This is a genomic window from Planomonospora sp. ID82291, from assembly GCF_015711645.1.
In the GTDB taxonomy this organism is placed as follows: domain Bacteria; phylum Actinomycetota; class Actinomycetes; order Streptosporangiales; family Streptosporangiaceae; genus Planomonospora.
The window spans coordinates 395,885-410,474 of sequence record NZ_JABTEX010000001.1; the positions used below are offsets into that span (position 1 = coordinate 395,885).

15 protein-coding genes and 1 tRNA gene are annotated in these 14,590 nt (G+C 72.6%); 7 read left to right on the top strand and 9 right to left on the bottom strand.

All coding sequences use genetic code 11. The annotated features are described in order from the left end of the window. Positions 1–36: 36 nt before the first annotated feature. Complete coding sequence (locus tag HS045_RS01795) at positions 37–381, bottom strand: DUF3618 domain-containing protein (protein WP_196449424.1); 345 nt, start codon at positions 379–381, stop codon at positions 37–39. Positions 382–492: 111 nt separating this feature from the next. Here HS045_RS01795 and bcp point away from each other — a divergent pair, with 111 nt between their 5' ends. The 3 genes from bcp (at position 493) to HS045_RS01810 (ending at position 1,573) form a co-directional block, all read left to right on the top strand. Further along, complete coding sequence (gene bcp / locus HS045_RS01800; protein WP_196449425.1) at positions 493–960, top strand: thioredoxin-dependent thiol peroxidase; 468 nt, start codon at positions 493–495, stop codon at positions 958–960. Positions 961–1,033: 73 nt separating this feature from the next. Beyond that, positions 1,034–1,510, top strand: coding sequence for an HNH endonuclease signature motif containing protein (locus HS045_RS01805; protein ID WP_196449426.1), 477 nt, complete (start codon positions 1,034–1,036; stop codon positions 1,508–1,510). Further along, a tRNA-Leu gene (locus HS045_RS01810) sits at positions 1,501–1,573 on the top strand. The genes HS045_RS01805 and HS045_RS01810 overlap by 10 nt, the downstream gene beginning before the upstream one ends. 224 nt (positions 1,574–1,797) lie before the next feature. Here the strand turns inward: HS045_RS01810 and HS045_RS01815 are convergent. Next, entirely contained in the window at positions 1,798–2,391 is a 594-nt protein-coding gene (locus HS045_RS01815; protein WP_196449427.1) for a hypothetical protein, read from the bottom strand. Between the two features lie 179 nt (positions 2,392–2,570). On the opposite strand from HS045_RS01815, the gene HS045_RS01820 reads away from it, so the two are divergent. The 4 genes from HS045_RS01820 to HS045_RS01835 all read left to right on the top strand — a co-directional run bounded on the left by HS045_RS01820 (position 2,571) and on the right by HS045_RS01835 (position 7,913). Next, a complete protein-coding gene (locus HS045_RS01820) occupies positions 2,571–3,782 on the top strand; it encodes a sensor histidine kinase (protein ID WP_196449428.1) in 1,212 nt (403 codons plus the stop codon). Then, a complete protein-coding gene (locus HS045_RS01825; protein WP_307827346.1) occupies positions 3,779–4,444 on the top strand; it encodes a response regulator transcription factor in 666 nt (221 codons plus the stop codon). The genes HS045_RS01820 and HS045_RS01825 overlap by 4 nt, the downstream gene beginning before the upstream one ends. A 179-nt stretch (positions 4,445–4,623) precedes the next feature. Beyond that, positions 4,624–5,394, top strand: a complete 771-nt coding sequence (locus HS045_RS01830) for an ABC transporter ATP-binding protein (protein WP_068894945.1) — start codon at positions 4,624–4,626, stop codon at positions 5,392–5,394. Further along, positions 5,391–7,913, top strand: coding sequence for an FtsX-like permease family protein (locus HS045_RS01835; RefSeq protein ID WP_307827347.1), 2,523 nt, complete (start codon positions 5,391–5,393; stop codon positions 7,911–7,913). The genes HS045_RS01830 and HS045_RS01835 overlap by 4 nt, the downstream gene beginning before the upstream one ends. 521 nt (positions 7,914–8,434) lie before the next feature. On the opposite strand, the gene HS045_RS01840 is transcribed toward HS045_RS01835, so the two are convergent. From HS045_RS01840 to murI, 7 genes are all read right to left on the bottom strand, one after another. Continuing rightward, entirely contained in the window at positions 8,435–8,704 is a 270-nt protein-coding gene (locus HS045_RS01840) for a hypothetical protein (protein ID WP_196449429.1), read from the bottom strand. After that, positions 8,701–9,450 (bottom strand): toxin glutamine deamidase domain-containing protein, encoded by a 750-nt coding sequence (locus HS045_RS35990; protein ID WP_307827348.1) that lies wholly within the window; start codon positions 9,448–9,450, stop codon positions 8,701–8,703. Before HS045_RS35990 ends, HS045_RS01840 begins: the two co-directional genes overlap by 4 nt. A 227-nt stretch (positions 9,451–9,677) precedes the next feature. Next, complete coding sequence (locus HS045_RS01850; protein WP_196449430.1) at positions 9,678–11,354, bottom strand: molybdopterin-dependent oxidoreductase; 1,677 nt, start codon at positions 11,352–11,354, stop codon at positions 9,678–9,680. A 121-nt stretch (positions 11,355–11,475) separates the two neighbouring features. After that, positions 11,476–12,084, bottom strand: coding sequence for an RdgB/HAM1 family non-canonical purine NTP pyrophosphatase (gene rdgB / locus HS045_RS01855; protein ID WP_196449431.1), 609 nt, complete (start codon positions 12,082–12,084; stop codon positions 11,476–11,478). Further along, entirely contained in the window at positions 12,081–12,797 is a 717-nt protein-coding gene (rph, locus tag HS045_RS01860; RefSeq protein WP_196449432.1) for a ribonuclease PH, read from the bottom strand. Before rph ends, rdgB begins: the two co-directional genes overlap by 4 nt. Positions 12,798–12,802: 5 nt before the next feature. Beyond that, a complete protein-coding gene (locus HS045_RS01865; protein WP_196451000.1) occupies positions 12,803–13,555 on the bottom strand; it encodes an MBL fold metallo-hydrolase in 753 nt (250 codons plus the stop codon). A gap of 55 nt (positions 13,556–13,610) precedes the next feature. Further along, the gene (gene murI, locus HS045_RS01870; protein WP_196449433.1) at positions 13,611–14,486 is read right to left on the bottom strand and encodes a glutamate racemase; all 876 of its coding nucleotides are present in this window, start codon (positions 14,484–14,486) and stop codon (positions 13,611–13,613) included. Positions 14,487–14,590 lie beyond the last annotated feature (104 nt).

Below are 14,590 nucleotides of genomic sequence, written 5' to 3' on the forward strand. Positions count from 1 at the left end.
CGGGGGCCACGGCCCCCGTGCCCCCGGCCGGCCGCGTCACCTCCGGCGGCGCCGCCGCACCAGCAGGACCGCCGCCCCGACCACCAGGACCGCCCCCACGCCGATCAGCACCGGCGCCAGACCCGGCGGCTCCTCCGCCCACAGATCGTCCCCGGGCTCGCCCGCCGGCGTGACCGGACGCGGCGGGACCCCCACCGCGTCACCGATCCTGTCCCCGACGGACGCGACGAACCGCTTCGCGTTCGCCTCCACCTTGGCCACCGTCCGCCGCGCGACGTTCTTCGGACGCACCCGGTCGGCGATGGCGTCGACCGTCTCGGCCAACTCCGCCCGCGTGCGCTCGATCCGCCGCTCCAGCTCAGCCGGATCGGTCTCCGCCATGGCTCTCCTCTCGTCGCCCTCGACGACGATCAGTCTCTCAGGTCCGGCGCTCCCCTGACACTTCGGGCAGGCCGGTAAGTTGACCAGGGAGAACCATTCCTCGGAGGAAACGTGACGAAACTCGAACCAGGCGACGCCGCCCCGGAGTTCGCCCTCCCGGCCGCCGACGGCACCACCGTCTCCCTGGCCGCCCACCGCGGCGGGCGCGTCATCCTGTACTTCTACCCCGCCGCCATGACCCCCGGCTGCACCAAGCAGGCCTGCGACTTCCGCGACAGCCTCGACTCCCTGGCCGCCGCGGGCTTCGCCGTACTCGGCGTCTCCAAGGACACCCCCGCCAAGCTCGCGAAGTTCGCCGAGCACGACGCCCTGACCTTCCCCCTGCTGTCCGACCCCGGACTGGACGTGCACAAGGCCTACGGCGCCCACGGCGAGAAGACGATGTACGGCAGGACCACCGTGGGCGTCATCCGCTCCACCTTCGTCATCGACGCCGACGGGAAGGTGGAGAAGGCCCTCTACAACGTGAAGGCCACCGGCCACGTGGCCCGCCTCCGCCGCGAACTCGGCCTCGACTGAATAGCATTAATTGTCATTTAGTGCGATTTGCCCATGCCCCAAGAATTGTCGGCTCATTACCTATACTTGGGGCATGGCTACCAAGTACAAGTACACCCCCGAAATGCTGGCCGAGGCCGCAGCCAACTCCGTCAGCATCGCCGACGTCCTCCGCCACCTGGGCGTCAAATGGACGGGCGGCTCCCATGCCCACATCAGCCGCCGCCTGAAGCACTTCGGGATCGACACCTCCCACTTCCTCGGCCAGGCCCACAGTCGAGGGCAGGCCTCTCCCCGGCGTCGCCACCCTGATCAGATCCTCGTCATCCTTCCCGAAGGAAGCCCTCGACCCAATCCCAGGCAGCTCAGGCGAAGCCTGATCACCATCGGGGTGCCACATCGCTGCGCGGGATGTAAGATCGGGGCCGTCTGGCGGGGTCAGCCACTGACTCTGCACGTTGATCACATCAGCGGCGACTGGCTGGACAACCGGAAAGAAAATCTGCGCTTTCTCTGCCCCAACTGTCATTCACAGACGGAAAATTTTGCAGGGAAAGGCAAGGGGTCGTAGTCCAAAGGCAGAGACACACGGTTTAGGTCCGTGCCAGTGCGGGTTCGAATCCCGCCGACCCTACACAGGAAGAATAGCTCCGCCAATTCAAAGCCGATGAGAATAATGCAATCTTCGCCTCGGTCTGCATATCTATGCAGGGAAGCCAGCCGAGGCGAATTAATTAATGACTCGCAGCCCATGAGTCGCCGTCGCCGACCAATCGTGACCGTTCCGAGGAACGTCGCAACGCGGGACGGCTCGTATTACCGGTTCATCGGTCGGGGTGTTCCCGGGTTGACCGCAGGTCAGGGCGTGAAGGGCGTCGGGGTGGGGGCGGTGCAGCGGAAGCCCTCCTGGGTGGACTCGCACTGGTCGGGCGTCCGGAAGCCGTCGCCGGGGTTCCACTCGTCGCTTCCGCCCCGAAAGATGCGCGTTTCGCCGTTCCCGGGTTCGCCGGCTCCGTACCCTTCGGCTTCCCGTCTTTCGAGCAGGCGGCCGGAGCCCTCGCCGGGCCGGGTGCCGTGGTCGTCCACGCGGCTGAAGGCGTGTCCGGCGCGGTGGCGGTCGCCGACGGTGTCGACGACGGCGACGGCTCCGCCGCCGAGGACGGCGCCGATGACGGCCGCGGCGGCGACCTGGAAGGGCTTGCCGCGGGTGGCGCGGGCGAGCTTGGCGTAGCGGCCGGGCCGGGGCCGTTCGGCGGTGGGGGCGGTCCAGCCGGGCGCGTTCCAGCCGGTGCCGCCGGGGCCGTAGGGCCCGTAGGCGGCGGGCGCGCCGTACGCGCCGGAGGGCGCGTCGTCCTGCGCCGGGAGGTTCCGGGTGTCTCCGTCCCGGACCTCCGGGCCGCGCGGCGTGTTCTCGTCGCCGCGCGACCCGGGGTTGTTGCGATCCGCCGTCACAGGCAATCTCTCCCTTTACTCACCCCCGAGGGGGTGCTCCCGGAAACCATGGTGCCGCAAAAGGCGTAAGTGGGATGTAAGGGACCGCGCGGGCGGCGGCAGGGGTGCGACCTGAGTCGTAGACGGGTCTCCCCCTTTCGGGGGAAGGGCGCTGAGCTGGGAATACATAGGGTGGTGTCATGTTCGGCAGACTTCACGCCTGGAGCGAGCGCCATCCGAGGGTCGCGGACGCCTTGTGGCTGGCGCCGTTCCTGCTGTTCTGCGCGTCCAACTTCGCGGCCCTGGTGACGGATCCGGCTTTCATCCCGGGTGGCCCTCCGCTGGTGGTGCACGGGGTGCTGGCCGGGGTGCTGGTGGTGCCGCTGTTCTGGCGGCGGCGGTGGCCGGTGGGCGTGTTCGCGGTCGTCGCGCTGGCCAGTTTCGTGCAGTGGACGGCCGGCGTGGAGCCGCTGCCGGTCAACCTGGCGGTGCTGATCGCGATGTACGCGGTGGCGTCGTACCGTCCGTTGCGCTGGGCGGTGGCGGCGGGGCTGGTGGCGGAGCTGGGACTGGCGCTCTCGTACGGGCGGATCACGGAGCGGCCCGATCCGAAGACGTGGGCGAGCACGTCGGTGTTCGTGGTGGCGGTCTGGATCGCGGGGATCTACGCCAACACGCGGCGCCGCTATCTGGAGAGCCTGGAGGAGCGGGCCGAACGGGCCGAGCGGGAGCGTGACCAGCGGGCGCGGCTGGCGGCCGCGGCGGAGCGGGCGCGGATCGCGCGGGAGCTGCACGACGTGGTGGCGCACAACGTGAGCGTGATGATCGTCCAGGCGGACGGCGCGGGGTACGCGATCGACGGCGATCCGGAGCAGGCGCGGCAGGCGGTGCAGGCGATCTCCGCGACGGGGCGGCGGGCGCTGGCGGAGATGCGCCGGATGGTGGGGGTGCTGCGGGCGGACACGGGGGCGGAGGACGGGGAGGACCGGGGGGATTACACTCCGCAGCCGGGCCTGTCGCAACTGGACGAGCTGGTGGAGCAGGTGCGGTCGTCGGGGTTGCCGGTGGAGGTCCGGGTCTCGGGGGCGGTGCGGGAACTTCCGGAGGGCGGGCAGCTAACGGTGTACCGGATCGTCCAGGAGGCGTTGACCAATACGCTCAAGCACGGCGGTCCGGTGAGCGGGGCCGAGGTGGCGATGGAGTACGGCGTGCGGGAGCTGGTGGTCCGGGTGGCCGATGACGGCCGGGGCGTCGTGGCGCCGGAACGGCCGGGCGGTCACGGACTGGTGGGGATGCGGGAGCGGGTGGCGATGTTCGGCGGGAGCGTGGAGGCCGGGCCGAGGCCGGGAGGCGGGTTCCAGGTGGTGGTGCGGCTGCCGTTCGGCGAGGTGGGCGGGAGCCGGGCGGCGTGATCCGGGTGATGCTGGTCGACGACCAGGAGCTGCTGCGGACGGGGTTCCGGATGGTGCTGGGGGCGCAGCCGGACATCGAGGTGGTGGCGGAGGCGGCCGACGGGCGGGCCGCGGTGGAGGTGCTGCGCGGGGTCGAGGTGGACGTGGTGCTGATGGACGTGCGGATGCCGGTGATGGACGGGGTGGAGGCGACCCGGTCGATCCGTGCGGCGGAGGATGGTCCGCGGGTGCTGATCCTGACCACGTTCGACCTGGACGAGTACGTGTTCGCGGCGTTGAAGGCGGGGGCGTCGGGGTTCATGCTGAAGGATGTGCCGCCGATGGACCTGGTCAGTGCGATCCGCGCGGTGCACGGCGGGGACGCGGTGGTGGCGCCGAGTGCGACGCGGCGGCTGCTGGAGCGGTTCGCGGTGCATCTCCCGTCACCGGGCGGGGCGGAGCCGGCGGCGGTGTCGGGGCTGACGGCGCGGGAGCGCGAGGTGCTGGTGCTGGTGGCGCGGGGGCTGTCGAACGCGGAGATCGCGGGGCGGTTGAAGCTGGCGGAGGCGACGGTGAAGACGCATCTGGGGCGGGTGCTGGCGAAGCTGGGGTTGCGGGACCGGTCGCAGGTGGTGGTGTTCGCCTACGAGGCGGGGCTGGTCGTTCCGCATTCGGCGGGGTAGTCCGGCGGCGTGATTCATCGGCCGAATGGTCGAGGGGGTCCTCCCCCGGGAGTCGCACGGGCGCCGTTCCGGGATCTCCCGGGTGGAGGGGAAGTCCGGCCGCTCGTCCGATGGATCCCGGCTTTCCCGGCAATAGCGTTCTGCCCGTCATAACGCATCTATGCCGAGGAGGGGTCGACGTGACCGTCACCGGAGAGGTCGGCGCGTGGAGCGCGCGGGAGAGCGGGGCACCGGCCGTGGTGGCCGAGGGCCTGACCAAGGTGTACGGGCAGGGGGACACGGCCGTGCACGCTCTGCGCGGAGTGGACGTCTCCTTCGCGACGGGCGCCTTCACCGCGATCATGGGTCCTTCGGGGTCCGGCAAGTCCACGCTGATGCACTGCCTGGCGGGGTTGGACACGGTCAGCGGCGGGCGGGTCCGCATCGGGGACGTGGAGCTGACCGGGCTGGGCGACAAGCAGCTGACGCTGTTGCGGCGGGAGCGGATCGGGTTCATCTTCCAGGCGTTCAATCTGCTGCCGACGCTGACGGCCGAGCAGAACATCCTGCTCCCGCTGGAGATCGCCGGTCGGCAGGCGGACCGGGTGCTGTTCGACCGGGTGGTGGAGACGGTGGGGCTGCGTGATCGGCTGGGGCACAAGCCGACCGAGTTGTCGGGCGGTCAGCAGCAGCGGGTGGCGGTGGCCCGGGCGCTGATCAGCAAGCCGCAGGTCATCTTCGCCGACGAGCCGACCGGGAACCTGGATTCGCGCAGCGGCGCCGAGGTGCTGTCGTTCCTGCGGTCGTCGGTGCGGGAGCTGGGGCAGACGATCGTGATGGTCACGCATGATCCGGTCGCGGCGTCGTACGCCGACCGGGTGGTCTTCCTGCGGGACGGCGGGCTGGTCAGCGAGCTGGAGCGGCCGACGCCGCAGGCGGTGCTGGACACGCTGATGAAGCTGGAGGCGTGACGGTGCTCAGGACGACGCTGGCCGGGTTGCGGGCGCACAAGCTGCGGTTGCTGCTCACGTCTCTGGCGATCGCGCTGGGGGTGGGTTTCATCGCGGGCACGTTCGTGCTCACCGACACCATCCAGGCGGGGTTCACGCAGAAGTTCGCGGCGGCGGGCGACAGGATCGACGTCGCGGTGTTCCCGAAGGCCGGGGAGCGGGGCGGGAAGGAGCCGTCCCTGTCCGCCGCCGTGCTGGATAAGGTGCGGGGGGTGGACGGCCTCGCCGACGCCCAGGGGCTGGTACGCGGCACGGCGGCGCTGCTCGGCAAGGACGGGAAGGCCGCCGGGGACCGGCCGACGAGCGGCGTCTCGATCCCCGAGGGCCGGTTGAACCGTACGGTGATCGCCAGTGGTGCGGCGCCGCGGAACGGCGGGGAGGCGGTGCTGGACGAGGGCACCGCCGAGCGGCACGGCTTCAGGGTGGGCGACACCATCGCGGTGCTGGACGCCGAGGAGGTCCGGCACGAGTTCAGGCTCGTCGGCCTGATCGATCTCAGTCTGGACCAGAACCTGGTCTACACCGGCGCGGTCGGTTTCACCACCGAGACGGCCCGGTCGATGACCGGGGTGGAGGGTTTCCACGAGATCGACGCGCTGGCCGCCGAGGGGGTGGGCCAGGAGGAGTTGCGGGCCTCGGTCGCGGCGGCGCTCGGGAGCGGTGTCACGGTCAAGACCGGTGAGGCCTACGCCGCGGACATGGCGCGGGCCAACGGCGCCGACGACGACGTGATCACGATGGGCCTGCTGATGTTCGGCCTGGTGGCGATGTTCGTGGCCGCGTTGGTGATCTACAACACCTTCACCATCCTGGTGGCCCAGCGGACGCGGGAGATGGCGCTGCTGCGCTGCATCGGCGCGACCCGGGGGCAGGTGTTCGGTTCGATCGTGCTGGAGTCGGCCGTGGTGGGCCTGCTCTCCTCGGGGCTGGGTCTGCTGCTCGGTTACGGACTGGGCGCCGGGGCGCTGGCGGTGTTGTCGTCGCTGGACGTGCCGCTGCCGGCGGTGACGCCGTCGCTGGCGCCGCGCACGATCGCGCTGGGTCTGGTCATCGGGCTCGCGGTGACGGTGGGGGCGGCGCTGCTGCCGGCGCGGTCGGCGACGCGGGTGGCGCCGATCGCGGCGCTGCGCACGCAGGTCGAGGAGCGGGTCTTCCGGACCGGGGCGGTGCGGGTGGCGGCGGCCGCGGTGTTCCTGCTGGCGGGTGCGGGCGCCACGGTGGCGGCGTTGAGCATGCCGGTGGGCCAGGCGGCGCTGGTGGTGATGATGGCCGGTGGCTCGTTGGTCTTCTTCGCGCTGCTGATCCTGGGGCCGGTGCTGGTCAGGCCGCTCTCGGCGTTCGTGGGCTGGGTCCCGAGGAGGCTGTTCGGGGTGCCGGGCAGGCTGGCCACGGACAACTCGCGCCGCAATCCGAAGCGGTCGGCGACCACCACGGTGGCGCTGACGGTGGGGGTGACGCTGATGACGCTGATCGCGGTGCTGACGGGCACGCTGCGGGTGACGTACTCGGCGAAGCTGGACGAGCAGTTCCCGGTCGACTACATGGTCCAGCCGCAGGACCGGGGGTCGGAGCTGTCGCGAGCGCTGGCGGAGGATCTGCGGTCCCGGCCGGAGCTGACGTCGGTGGTCGCGCTGCGCGGGGCGGTCGCCGAGGTCGGGGGGAAGGGCGCGGAGTACGAGGTGGGGACCTTCACCGCGTCGCGGGACTTCCGGCCGAGTCTGGAGTCGGGGTCGATCGACCTGCTCAGGCCGGGTACGGCGGTCGTGGCGAACTACGTGGCGGAGGACCTGGGGGTCAGGGTCGGGGACCGGGTGCCGGTGAAGACGGCCGAGGCCGGCACGGTGGAGCTCACGGTCGTGGCGCTGTTCGATCCGCAGCGGGCGAGCCTGTCGGGGGTGACGGTGCCGGAGGCGGAGTTCGACCGCTACTTCGGGCAGGTCGGCGATTCGTCGATCATGGTCAATGCCCGGGACGGGGTCGCTTTCGACCGGGCTCGGGCGGCCGTGGACGCGGCGGCGGATCCGTACCCGACGGCGAAGGTCGCCAGCTCGACGGAGGTCCGGAGCGAGTTCGACGAGTCGCTCGACATGATGTTGATGATCATCACGGGTCTGCTGGGGTTGTCGGTCCTCATCTCGCTGCTGGGCATCGCGAACACGTTGTCGCTCTCGGTCCACGAGCGGACCCGGGAGTCGGCGCTGCTGCGGGCGCTGGGGCTGACCCGACCCCAGTTGCGGCGGATGCTCTCGGTGGAGGCGTTGATCCTGGGGCTCATCGGTGCTCTGGTGGGCGTCGTCCTGGGGGTGGTCTACGCCTGGGCGGCGGCCCGGACGATGACGACGGACGTCTCCTTCCAGGTGCCGGTGCTGCAGATCCTGGCGTTCGTGGCGCTGTCCGGCCTGGCCGGGGTGCTCGCCGCGGTGCTGCCCGCGCGCAGGGCGGCGCGGGCGTCCATCGTCGGTTCGCTGGCGAGCGGCTGACCGGGACGCGGGCCGTGCCGGGGACCGGGGCGCCTCCGATGGGGGGCGGCGCCCCGGTCCCCGGACACGGCCCGATCTCCTCCGGTGAGTCGAACACCTGCGGTGGCCGAACCGCCGCGATCACAGCGGCAGGCCCCTCCCACTGCCGGCTTGCACCAGTTCCTCGGCATCAGGGATTCGGTGTATCGCGGGCGTATCGGAAATCACATACGCCGCCGCAACGGTCCTCCGTCTTGGATGAAGGCATGGATCACAGCGCATCGCTGTCATCGCCAGCTCGCCGATCATGAAAAGGAGAAGTCCGTGGCCAATGACGGACAATGGGACCGGCACCCTCGACTTCACCGACATGAACCTCTACGTCACCCGCGGACAGGCCGCCCCGGATGACGGGGCGTCCGGTGGCGGCGCTTCGTCCGGTGGCTAGGGCGGTCGTCCTCAGCAGACGGGACGCGGTGACCGGGCATCCGCCATCCAGGCGGCTCGGCGGCACCCGGTAACGGAATTCCCGACTCGGAAGGCTAGCGGGGACGGCGCCCCGGCCACTGCTCGGCCACGGTCTCGGGGTTGAGGAGCGGGCGGATGGAGACCTCGCCGGTGGCCGTGTCGATCACGATGCATCCGGCGCCGACGGTCTCGGGCAGCGCGGCCGGGTCGTCCTCGCCGGGCTCCCTGGCCCAGGCGACGTAGCCCTCCTTGAAGGCGTGGAGCCTGACCTCCAGGGCGGCGTCGAGGGGGCGGACGCCGTTGAAGTACTCCTCCGCCACCGCCCGCGCCTGGTCGAGGTTCACAGCGGCCGTCCTTCGCGGTCGATCGCCACGCAGAAGACGCCGGTCACCGCGTCGTACGGCGGTTCGACCGCCATGTGGCCCCGTTGGGCGTCGATCCAGATCACCTCTCCTGCGGAGTTGACGGCGTTCCACGCGTGGCTGCCGCCGGTGGGCCAGCGGGTGACCAGGAGCGCGGCGGAGCCGGGTCCCCCGGTCAGCAGCCGCTGGGCGATGAGGGCGTAGGCGCCGCGGCCCTGTCCGACGAGCTGGAAGCGGTGGCCCAGCCAGCGCTCGGCGCGGGCCGGTCCCGCGGTCTCACCGGTGAGCACGGGCTTGCCGATCCGGTCGTACTCGGCGTGCCGGGGGGCGGCGACGGTCGGTGCGCCGTACCAGGTGGCGAGGACCGCCATCGCGCAGTCCATCGCGTTGGTGGCGCGGAACGGGTCGTCGGCCGGGCCGGTGGCGTTGATCAGCCGGATCCACATGCCCCGGGGGTCGGGGAAGCGCCGCGGCGCGCCCCGCTCGTCGGCCGGGACGGCCTGCTCGATGTCGGCCTGGGCCTGCGGCTCCGGTCTCGACAGCCCGCCCGCCGCGCCGTACGGCCTGCACCGGTCCAGCCGGGGCGGCCTCCAGGGTTCGCGTTCGGGTTCCCGGGGCGCGGCCACGACGACCGAGACGGCCCCGTCCAGCTCGAAGTCGCGCCACCGCTTCCCGTCGGCGGTCACGACCGGGTTGTAGACACCCGCGGGCACGGACCATCGCGTCACATGAATCCCCCCTCGCTCCACGTTTCGCAGCCCCGATCGTAGGGCGGTCGCCGCGGCGGCGCGGGGGACTTGGCCAGATCCGGGCCGCGGGCTTCCGCCACGGAACCGCTCCGCGCCCGCGGGGAGGACCGCGACGGCTCCCGGCCGGACAGGGCCGGCAGGGCCGGGTGGGCCGGGCCGGGTCGGGCAGGGCCGGGTGGGATGGGTCAGGGCGGGGCGGGGCGGGTTCAGGCGACCGTGACGGTGACCGCGTGCAGGCCGGTGGCGCCGTCCGGGGCCACCGGGGCCCGCTCGGCGGTCTGCGTGCGGCCGGCGGCGTCGGTGGCCCGCACCTCGATGGTGTGCTCGCCCGCCGTGGCGTCCCAGTCGTCGAGGACCCACTGGCGCCAGGTGTCGGCCGTGGGCGCCTCGGCCAGCCGGGCCCGCCGCCACGGCCCGCCGTCGACGCGCACCTCGACCGCGTCCACCCCTGTGTGCTGCGCCCACGCCACCCCGGCGACCACGGTGCGGCCCGGAGGGAGGCTCGCACCCGGCTTGGGGAGGTCGATGCGCGACTGCGTCTTGATCGGGCCCTTCGCCGACCAGCCCCGCGGCGTCCAGTAGGCCTCGTCCCGGTCGAACCGGGTGACCTTGATCTCCGTCACCCACTTGGTCGCGGAGACGTAGCCGTACAGGCCCGGGACGACCAGCCGGGCGGGGAAGCCGTGGTCGACGGGGAGCGTCTCGCCGTTCATCGCGACGGCCAGCAGCGCCTGCCGGCCGTCGAGGACGACGTCGGCAGGGGTGCCGCAGGTCCAGCCGTCGGTGGAGGTGCTGAGCAGCATGTCGGCGCCGGCCTGCACGCCGGCCTCGCGCAGGACGTCGGCCAGGCGGACGCCGAGCCAGCGGGCGTTGCCGATGTAGGGCCCGCCGACCTCGTTGGAGACGCAGCAGAGCGTGACGTCGGCCTCCGCCAGGGGCCGCCCCATCAGGTCGGCGAAGGTCAGCTCGACCGGACGGTCGACCATGCCGGTGATCGTGAGGGTCCAGTCGCGCGGGTCGACCTTGGGGACGAGCAGCGCGGTGTCCACCCGGTAGAAGTCGCGGTTGGGGGTGAAGAACGGCGAGAGCCCGCTGATCTTGAGGTCGCTTCCGGCGGGGACCCGGCGGGCGGGGACCGCGGGGCGCGGGAGCGCCACCCCGACCCGGGCCGCGTCCACCTCGGCCCCTCCGGACAGCAGCCGCCCGGCCGCCCCGCCGATCCCGGCCACGGCGACCCCGCCGAGCGCCGCGGTCAGCAGTCCCCGCCGGTCGAAGGAGCGCAGGTCCTCCCCCGCGCGCATGACCGCCGGGCCCGGGGTGCCGTGCCGTTCCACCGTGTCCGGACCCGCCCCGGTCTCCGGACGCGGTCCGCCCGCCCCGTGGACCGCGGGACGGGCCGCAGGGCGGGGCGGGGCGAGAGAGTCGGGGCGGGGCGGGGCGGGGACGAGGGCGCGGCGCAGCAGGCGGGACAGGGCGGACATCCCGGCGGCGGCTCCCAGCAGCGTGGGGACGGCGTCGCCGGGACCCGCACCGGGACGGGTGAGGACCGCCAGGAGGCCGACGGCGCCGAACGCGGCCAGGCAGGCCAGGCCGTACCGGAGGCGACGGACCGCCAGGGCTCCCGTGACGGCGGCGCCGGCGGCCAGGACGACGAGGACGCCGGCGAGCAGGACGGTCTTGTCGCTCTCGCCGAAGGCGCGGATCGCCCACTCCTTCAGCCACGCGGGGGCCAGGTCCACGGCGGCGTCGCCGACCGCGACGACGGGGAAGGCCGAGGGCTTGACCAGCGCGGCGACCGGCAGGGACACCCCGACCGCCACCGCGCCCGCGACCAGCCCGATCAGTGCCGCGGCCCATGCGGGCGCGCGCCCGTTGCTCTCCATGGCTCGACGCTACGCCCGGCGGGGACCCGGAGTTCTTACCCGCCGCTTACGCCCGGTGGTCCGGCCCCGGCCGACCCGGCCGGACGGCGTCGTCCGGGGGTGAGGACCCCGGACGGAGGCCTCACTCCGGGACGAGCGCCTCGGCCAGGATGGGGACCAGCGCACGGAAGGCCCTGCCCCGGTGGCTGATCGCGTCCTTCTCCTGCGGGGTCAGCTCGGCGGTCGTGCGGGTCTCGCCCTCCGGCACGAAGACCGGGTCGTAGCCGAACCCCCCGGTCCCGCGGGGGGCGCGGATGATCGAGCCGTGCAGCGCGCCCTCGGCCACCCGCTCCTGTCCCGTCGGCAGGGCCAGGGCCGCGGCGCACGCGAAATGCGCTCCCCTGCGGCCGTCCGGCACGTCGGACACCTGGGCGAGCAGCAGGTCCAGGTTGGCGCGATCGTCGCCGTGCGTCCCGGACCAGCGGGCGGAGAAGATGCCGGGCATGCCGTTGAGCGCGTCCACGCACAGGCCGGAGTCGTCGGCGACGGCCGGCAGCCCGGACCGCTGCGCGACGGCGTGGGCCTTGAGCAGGGCGTTCTCCGCGAAGGTCAGACCCGTCTCGGCGACGTCGCCGATCTGCGGGAACTCCTCCAGGCCGACGATCTCGACCGGCAGCGCGGCGTCGGCGAGGATGCGGCGGAGTTCGGCGACCTTCCCGGTGTTGCGCGTCGCCAGGACGACCCGTCTCACGCCAGTGCCTCCTTCTGCAGGCGGGTGAGCTCGGCGCAGCCGGCGACGCCCAGGTCGAGCAGCCGGTCGAGCGCGGCCCGGTCGAACGGCCTGCCCTCGGCGGTGCCCTGGACCTCGACGAACTCGCCGGCGCCGGTCATGACGACGTTCATGTCGGTCTCGGCGGCGACGTCCTCGGTGTAGCAGAGGTCGAGCAGCGGGGTGGACTTCACGACGCCGACCGAGACGGCCGCGACCGAGTCGACCAGGGGGTCGCCCTTGCACATCTTGCGCTCGCGCATCCAGCGCACCGCGTCGGCCAGTGCGACGTAGGCGCCGGTGATGGCGGCGGTGCGGGTGCCGCCGTCGGCCTGGAGCACGTCGCAGTCGAGCACGACGGAGTTCTCGCCGAGGATCTTGTAGTCGACGCAGGCGCGCAGGGAGCGGCCGATCAGGCGCGAGATCTCGTGCGTCCGGCCGCCGATCCTGCCGCGCACCGACTCGCGGTCGTTGCGGGTGTTCGTGGCGCGGGGCAGCATGGAGTACTCGGCGGTGACCCAGCCCTGGCCGCTCCCCTTGCGCCAGCGCGGCACGCCTTCCTGCACGGAGGCGGCGCACAGCACCTTGGTGCCGCCGAACTCGACGAGCACCGAGCCCTCTGCGTGGGCGAGCCAGCCGCGGGTGATGGTCACCGGGCGGAGTTGATCGGGATTGCGTCCGTCTGCACGAGCCATGGACATCACCCTAGGTCATACACGGCCCCGCTCCGCGCGAGCTCCATCCGCCCGCCGAAGCCGCCGCGGGAGGCGTCCCGGAGGATGTCCGCGGGGTCGTACCAGGGGACGAGGTGGGTCAGCACCAGGGCGCCCGCTCCGGCCTTGGCCGCGTGCTCGGCGGCCTGGCGGCCGGACAGGTGCAGGCCGGCGGGGAGGCCGGGCCGGTCCGGGAACGACGCCTCGCACAGCAGCAGGTCGGCCTCGGCGGCCAGCGTGACCAGCTCGGCGGACTCGCCGGTGTCGGCGGAGTAGGCGATCGAGCGCCCGCCGTACGAGACGCGGAAGCCGAAGGTCTCGATCGGGTGGTTCATGCGCGCGGCGGTCACCTCGAACGGCCCGGCCTCGAAGGTGCCGGGGGTCAGGGCGGTGAAGTCGAAGGCGGTCTCCAGGCCGGGTTCGTCGGGCATGCCGTAGGCGGCGGCCAGGCGGGCGGGCGCGCCGGCGGGGGCGTGGACCGGGATCCTCGGCTGCGGACCGTCCGGGGAGTAGGTGCGCACCACGTGGTAGGGGCACAGGTCCAGGCAGTGGTCGGCGTGCAGGTGGGACAGGCAGATCGCGTCCACGTCGTACAGGCCGATGTGCCGCTGGAGGGCGCCCAGGGCGCCGTTGCCGAAGTCCAGCAGCATCCGGTAGCCCTCCGCCTCCAGCAGGTAGCAGGACGAAGGGCTGTCCGGCCCGGGGAAGCTTCCCGAGCATCCGACGATCGTCAGTTTCAACGCGGCCTCCTGTTTCATCGGTCTCATCGACTGCCTCCGGCACGGGATCCGGCGTTCAGGCCGGGGTCCCCGACCGCGTGGTCATCGCGACGCCGGCGTCGCGGACGGGCGTTCCTGCGGGTGCGCTGACGGGTTCCCCGACGGGCGCGGCCTCGACCGCCTCGATCTCCGGGCCGAGGAACCGCCGGCCCAGCCTGGCGAACAGGCCGGTCTCTCCGGTGGCGCGGAACCGGTGGCGGGGCAGCGTGCCGGGGAGGGCGGCCAGGCCCTGGTCGTGCAGGATCCTGAAGACGTCCTTGGCCGTCTCGTCGGCGCTGGACACCAGCGTGACGCCGTCCCCGGCGACGTAGGAGATCGCGCCGGTCAGCAGCGGGTAGTGGGTGCACCCGAGGATGAGCGTGTCGCAGCCGTCGTCCAGGACGGGCGCCAGGTAGCCGCGGATGACCTCGATGAGCTCCTCGCTCATCGTCTCGCCGCGCTCCACGAACTCCACCAGCCGGGGTGCGGCCACGCCGGTCAGCCGGACGTCGGGAGCGGCGGCGAACGCGTCGTGGTAGGCCATCGACTGGATGGTGGCGCGGGTGGCGATGACCCCGACCCTGCCGTTGCGGGTGGCCCGCACGGCCCGCCGGGTGGCCGGCTGGATCACCTCCACGACGGGCACGTCGTAGCGTTCGCGGGCGTCGCGCAGCACCGCCGCGCTGGCGCTGTTGCACGCGATCACCAGCATCTTGACCTCGTGCTCGACGAGGTGGTCCATCACCTCCAGCGCGTAGGACCGGACCTGGGCGATCGGCAGGGGTCCGTACGGCTGCCGCGCGGTGTCGGCCACGTAGAGGACCGATTCACCGGGCAGCTGATCGATGATCGCCCTGGCCACCGTGAGGCCGCCGACACCGCTGTCGAAGATTCCAATGCTCGCTTGCGACACGGTTCCCAAGGTTAGGCGACCTGGGACGACCGCTCACGGTAAGAATCCTCACAACGATCGCGCGCCGCGCCGCCGGGTGCGGGCCGTGCGGGGGCGGGCCCGCG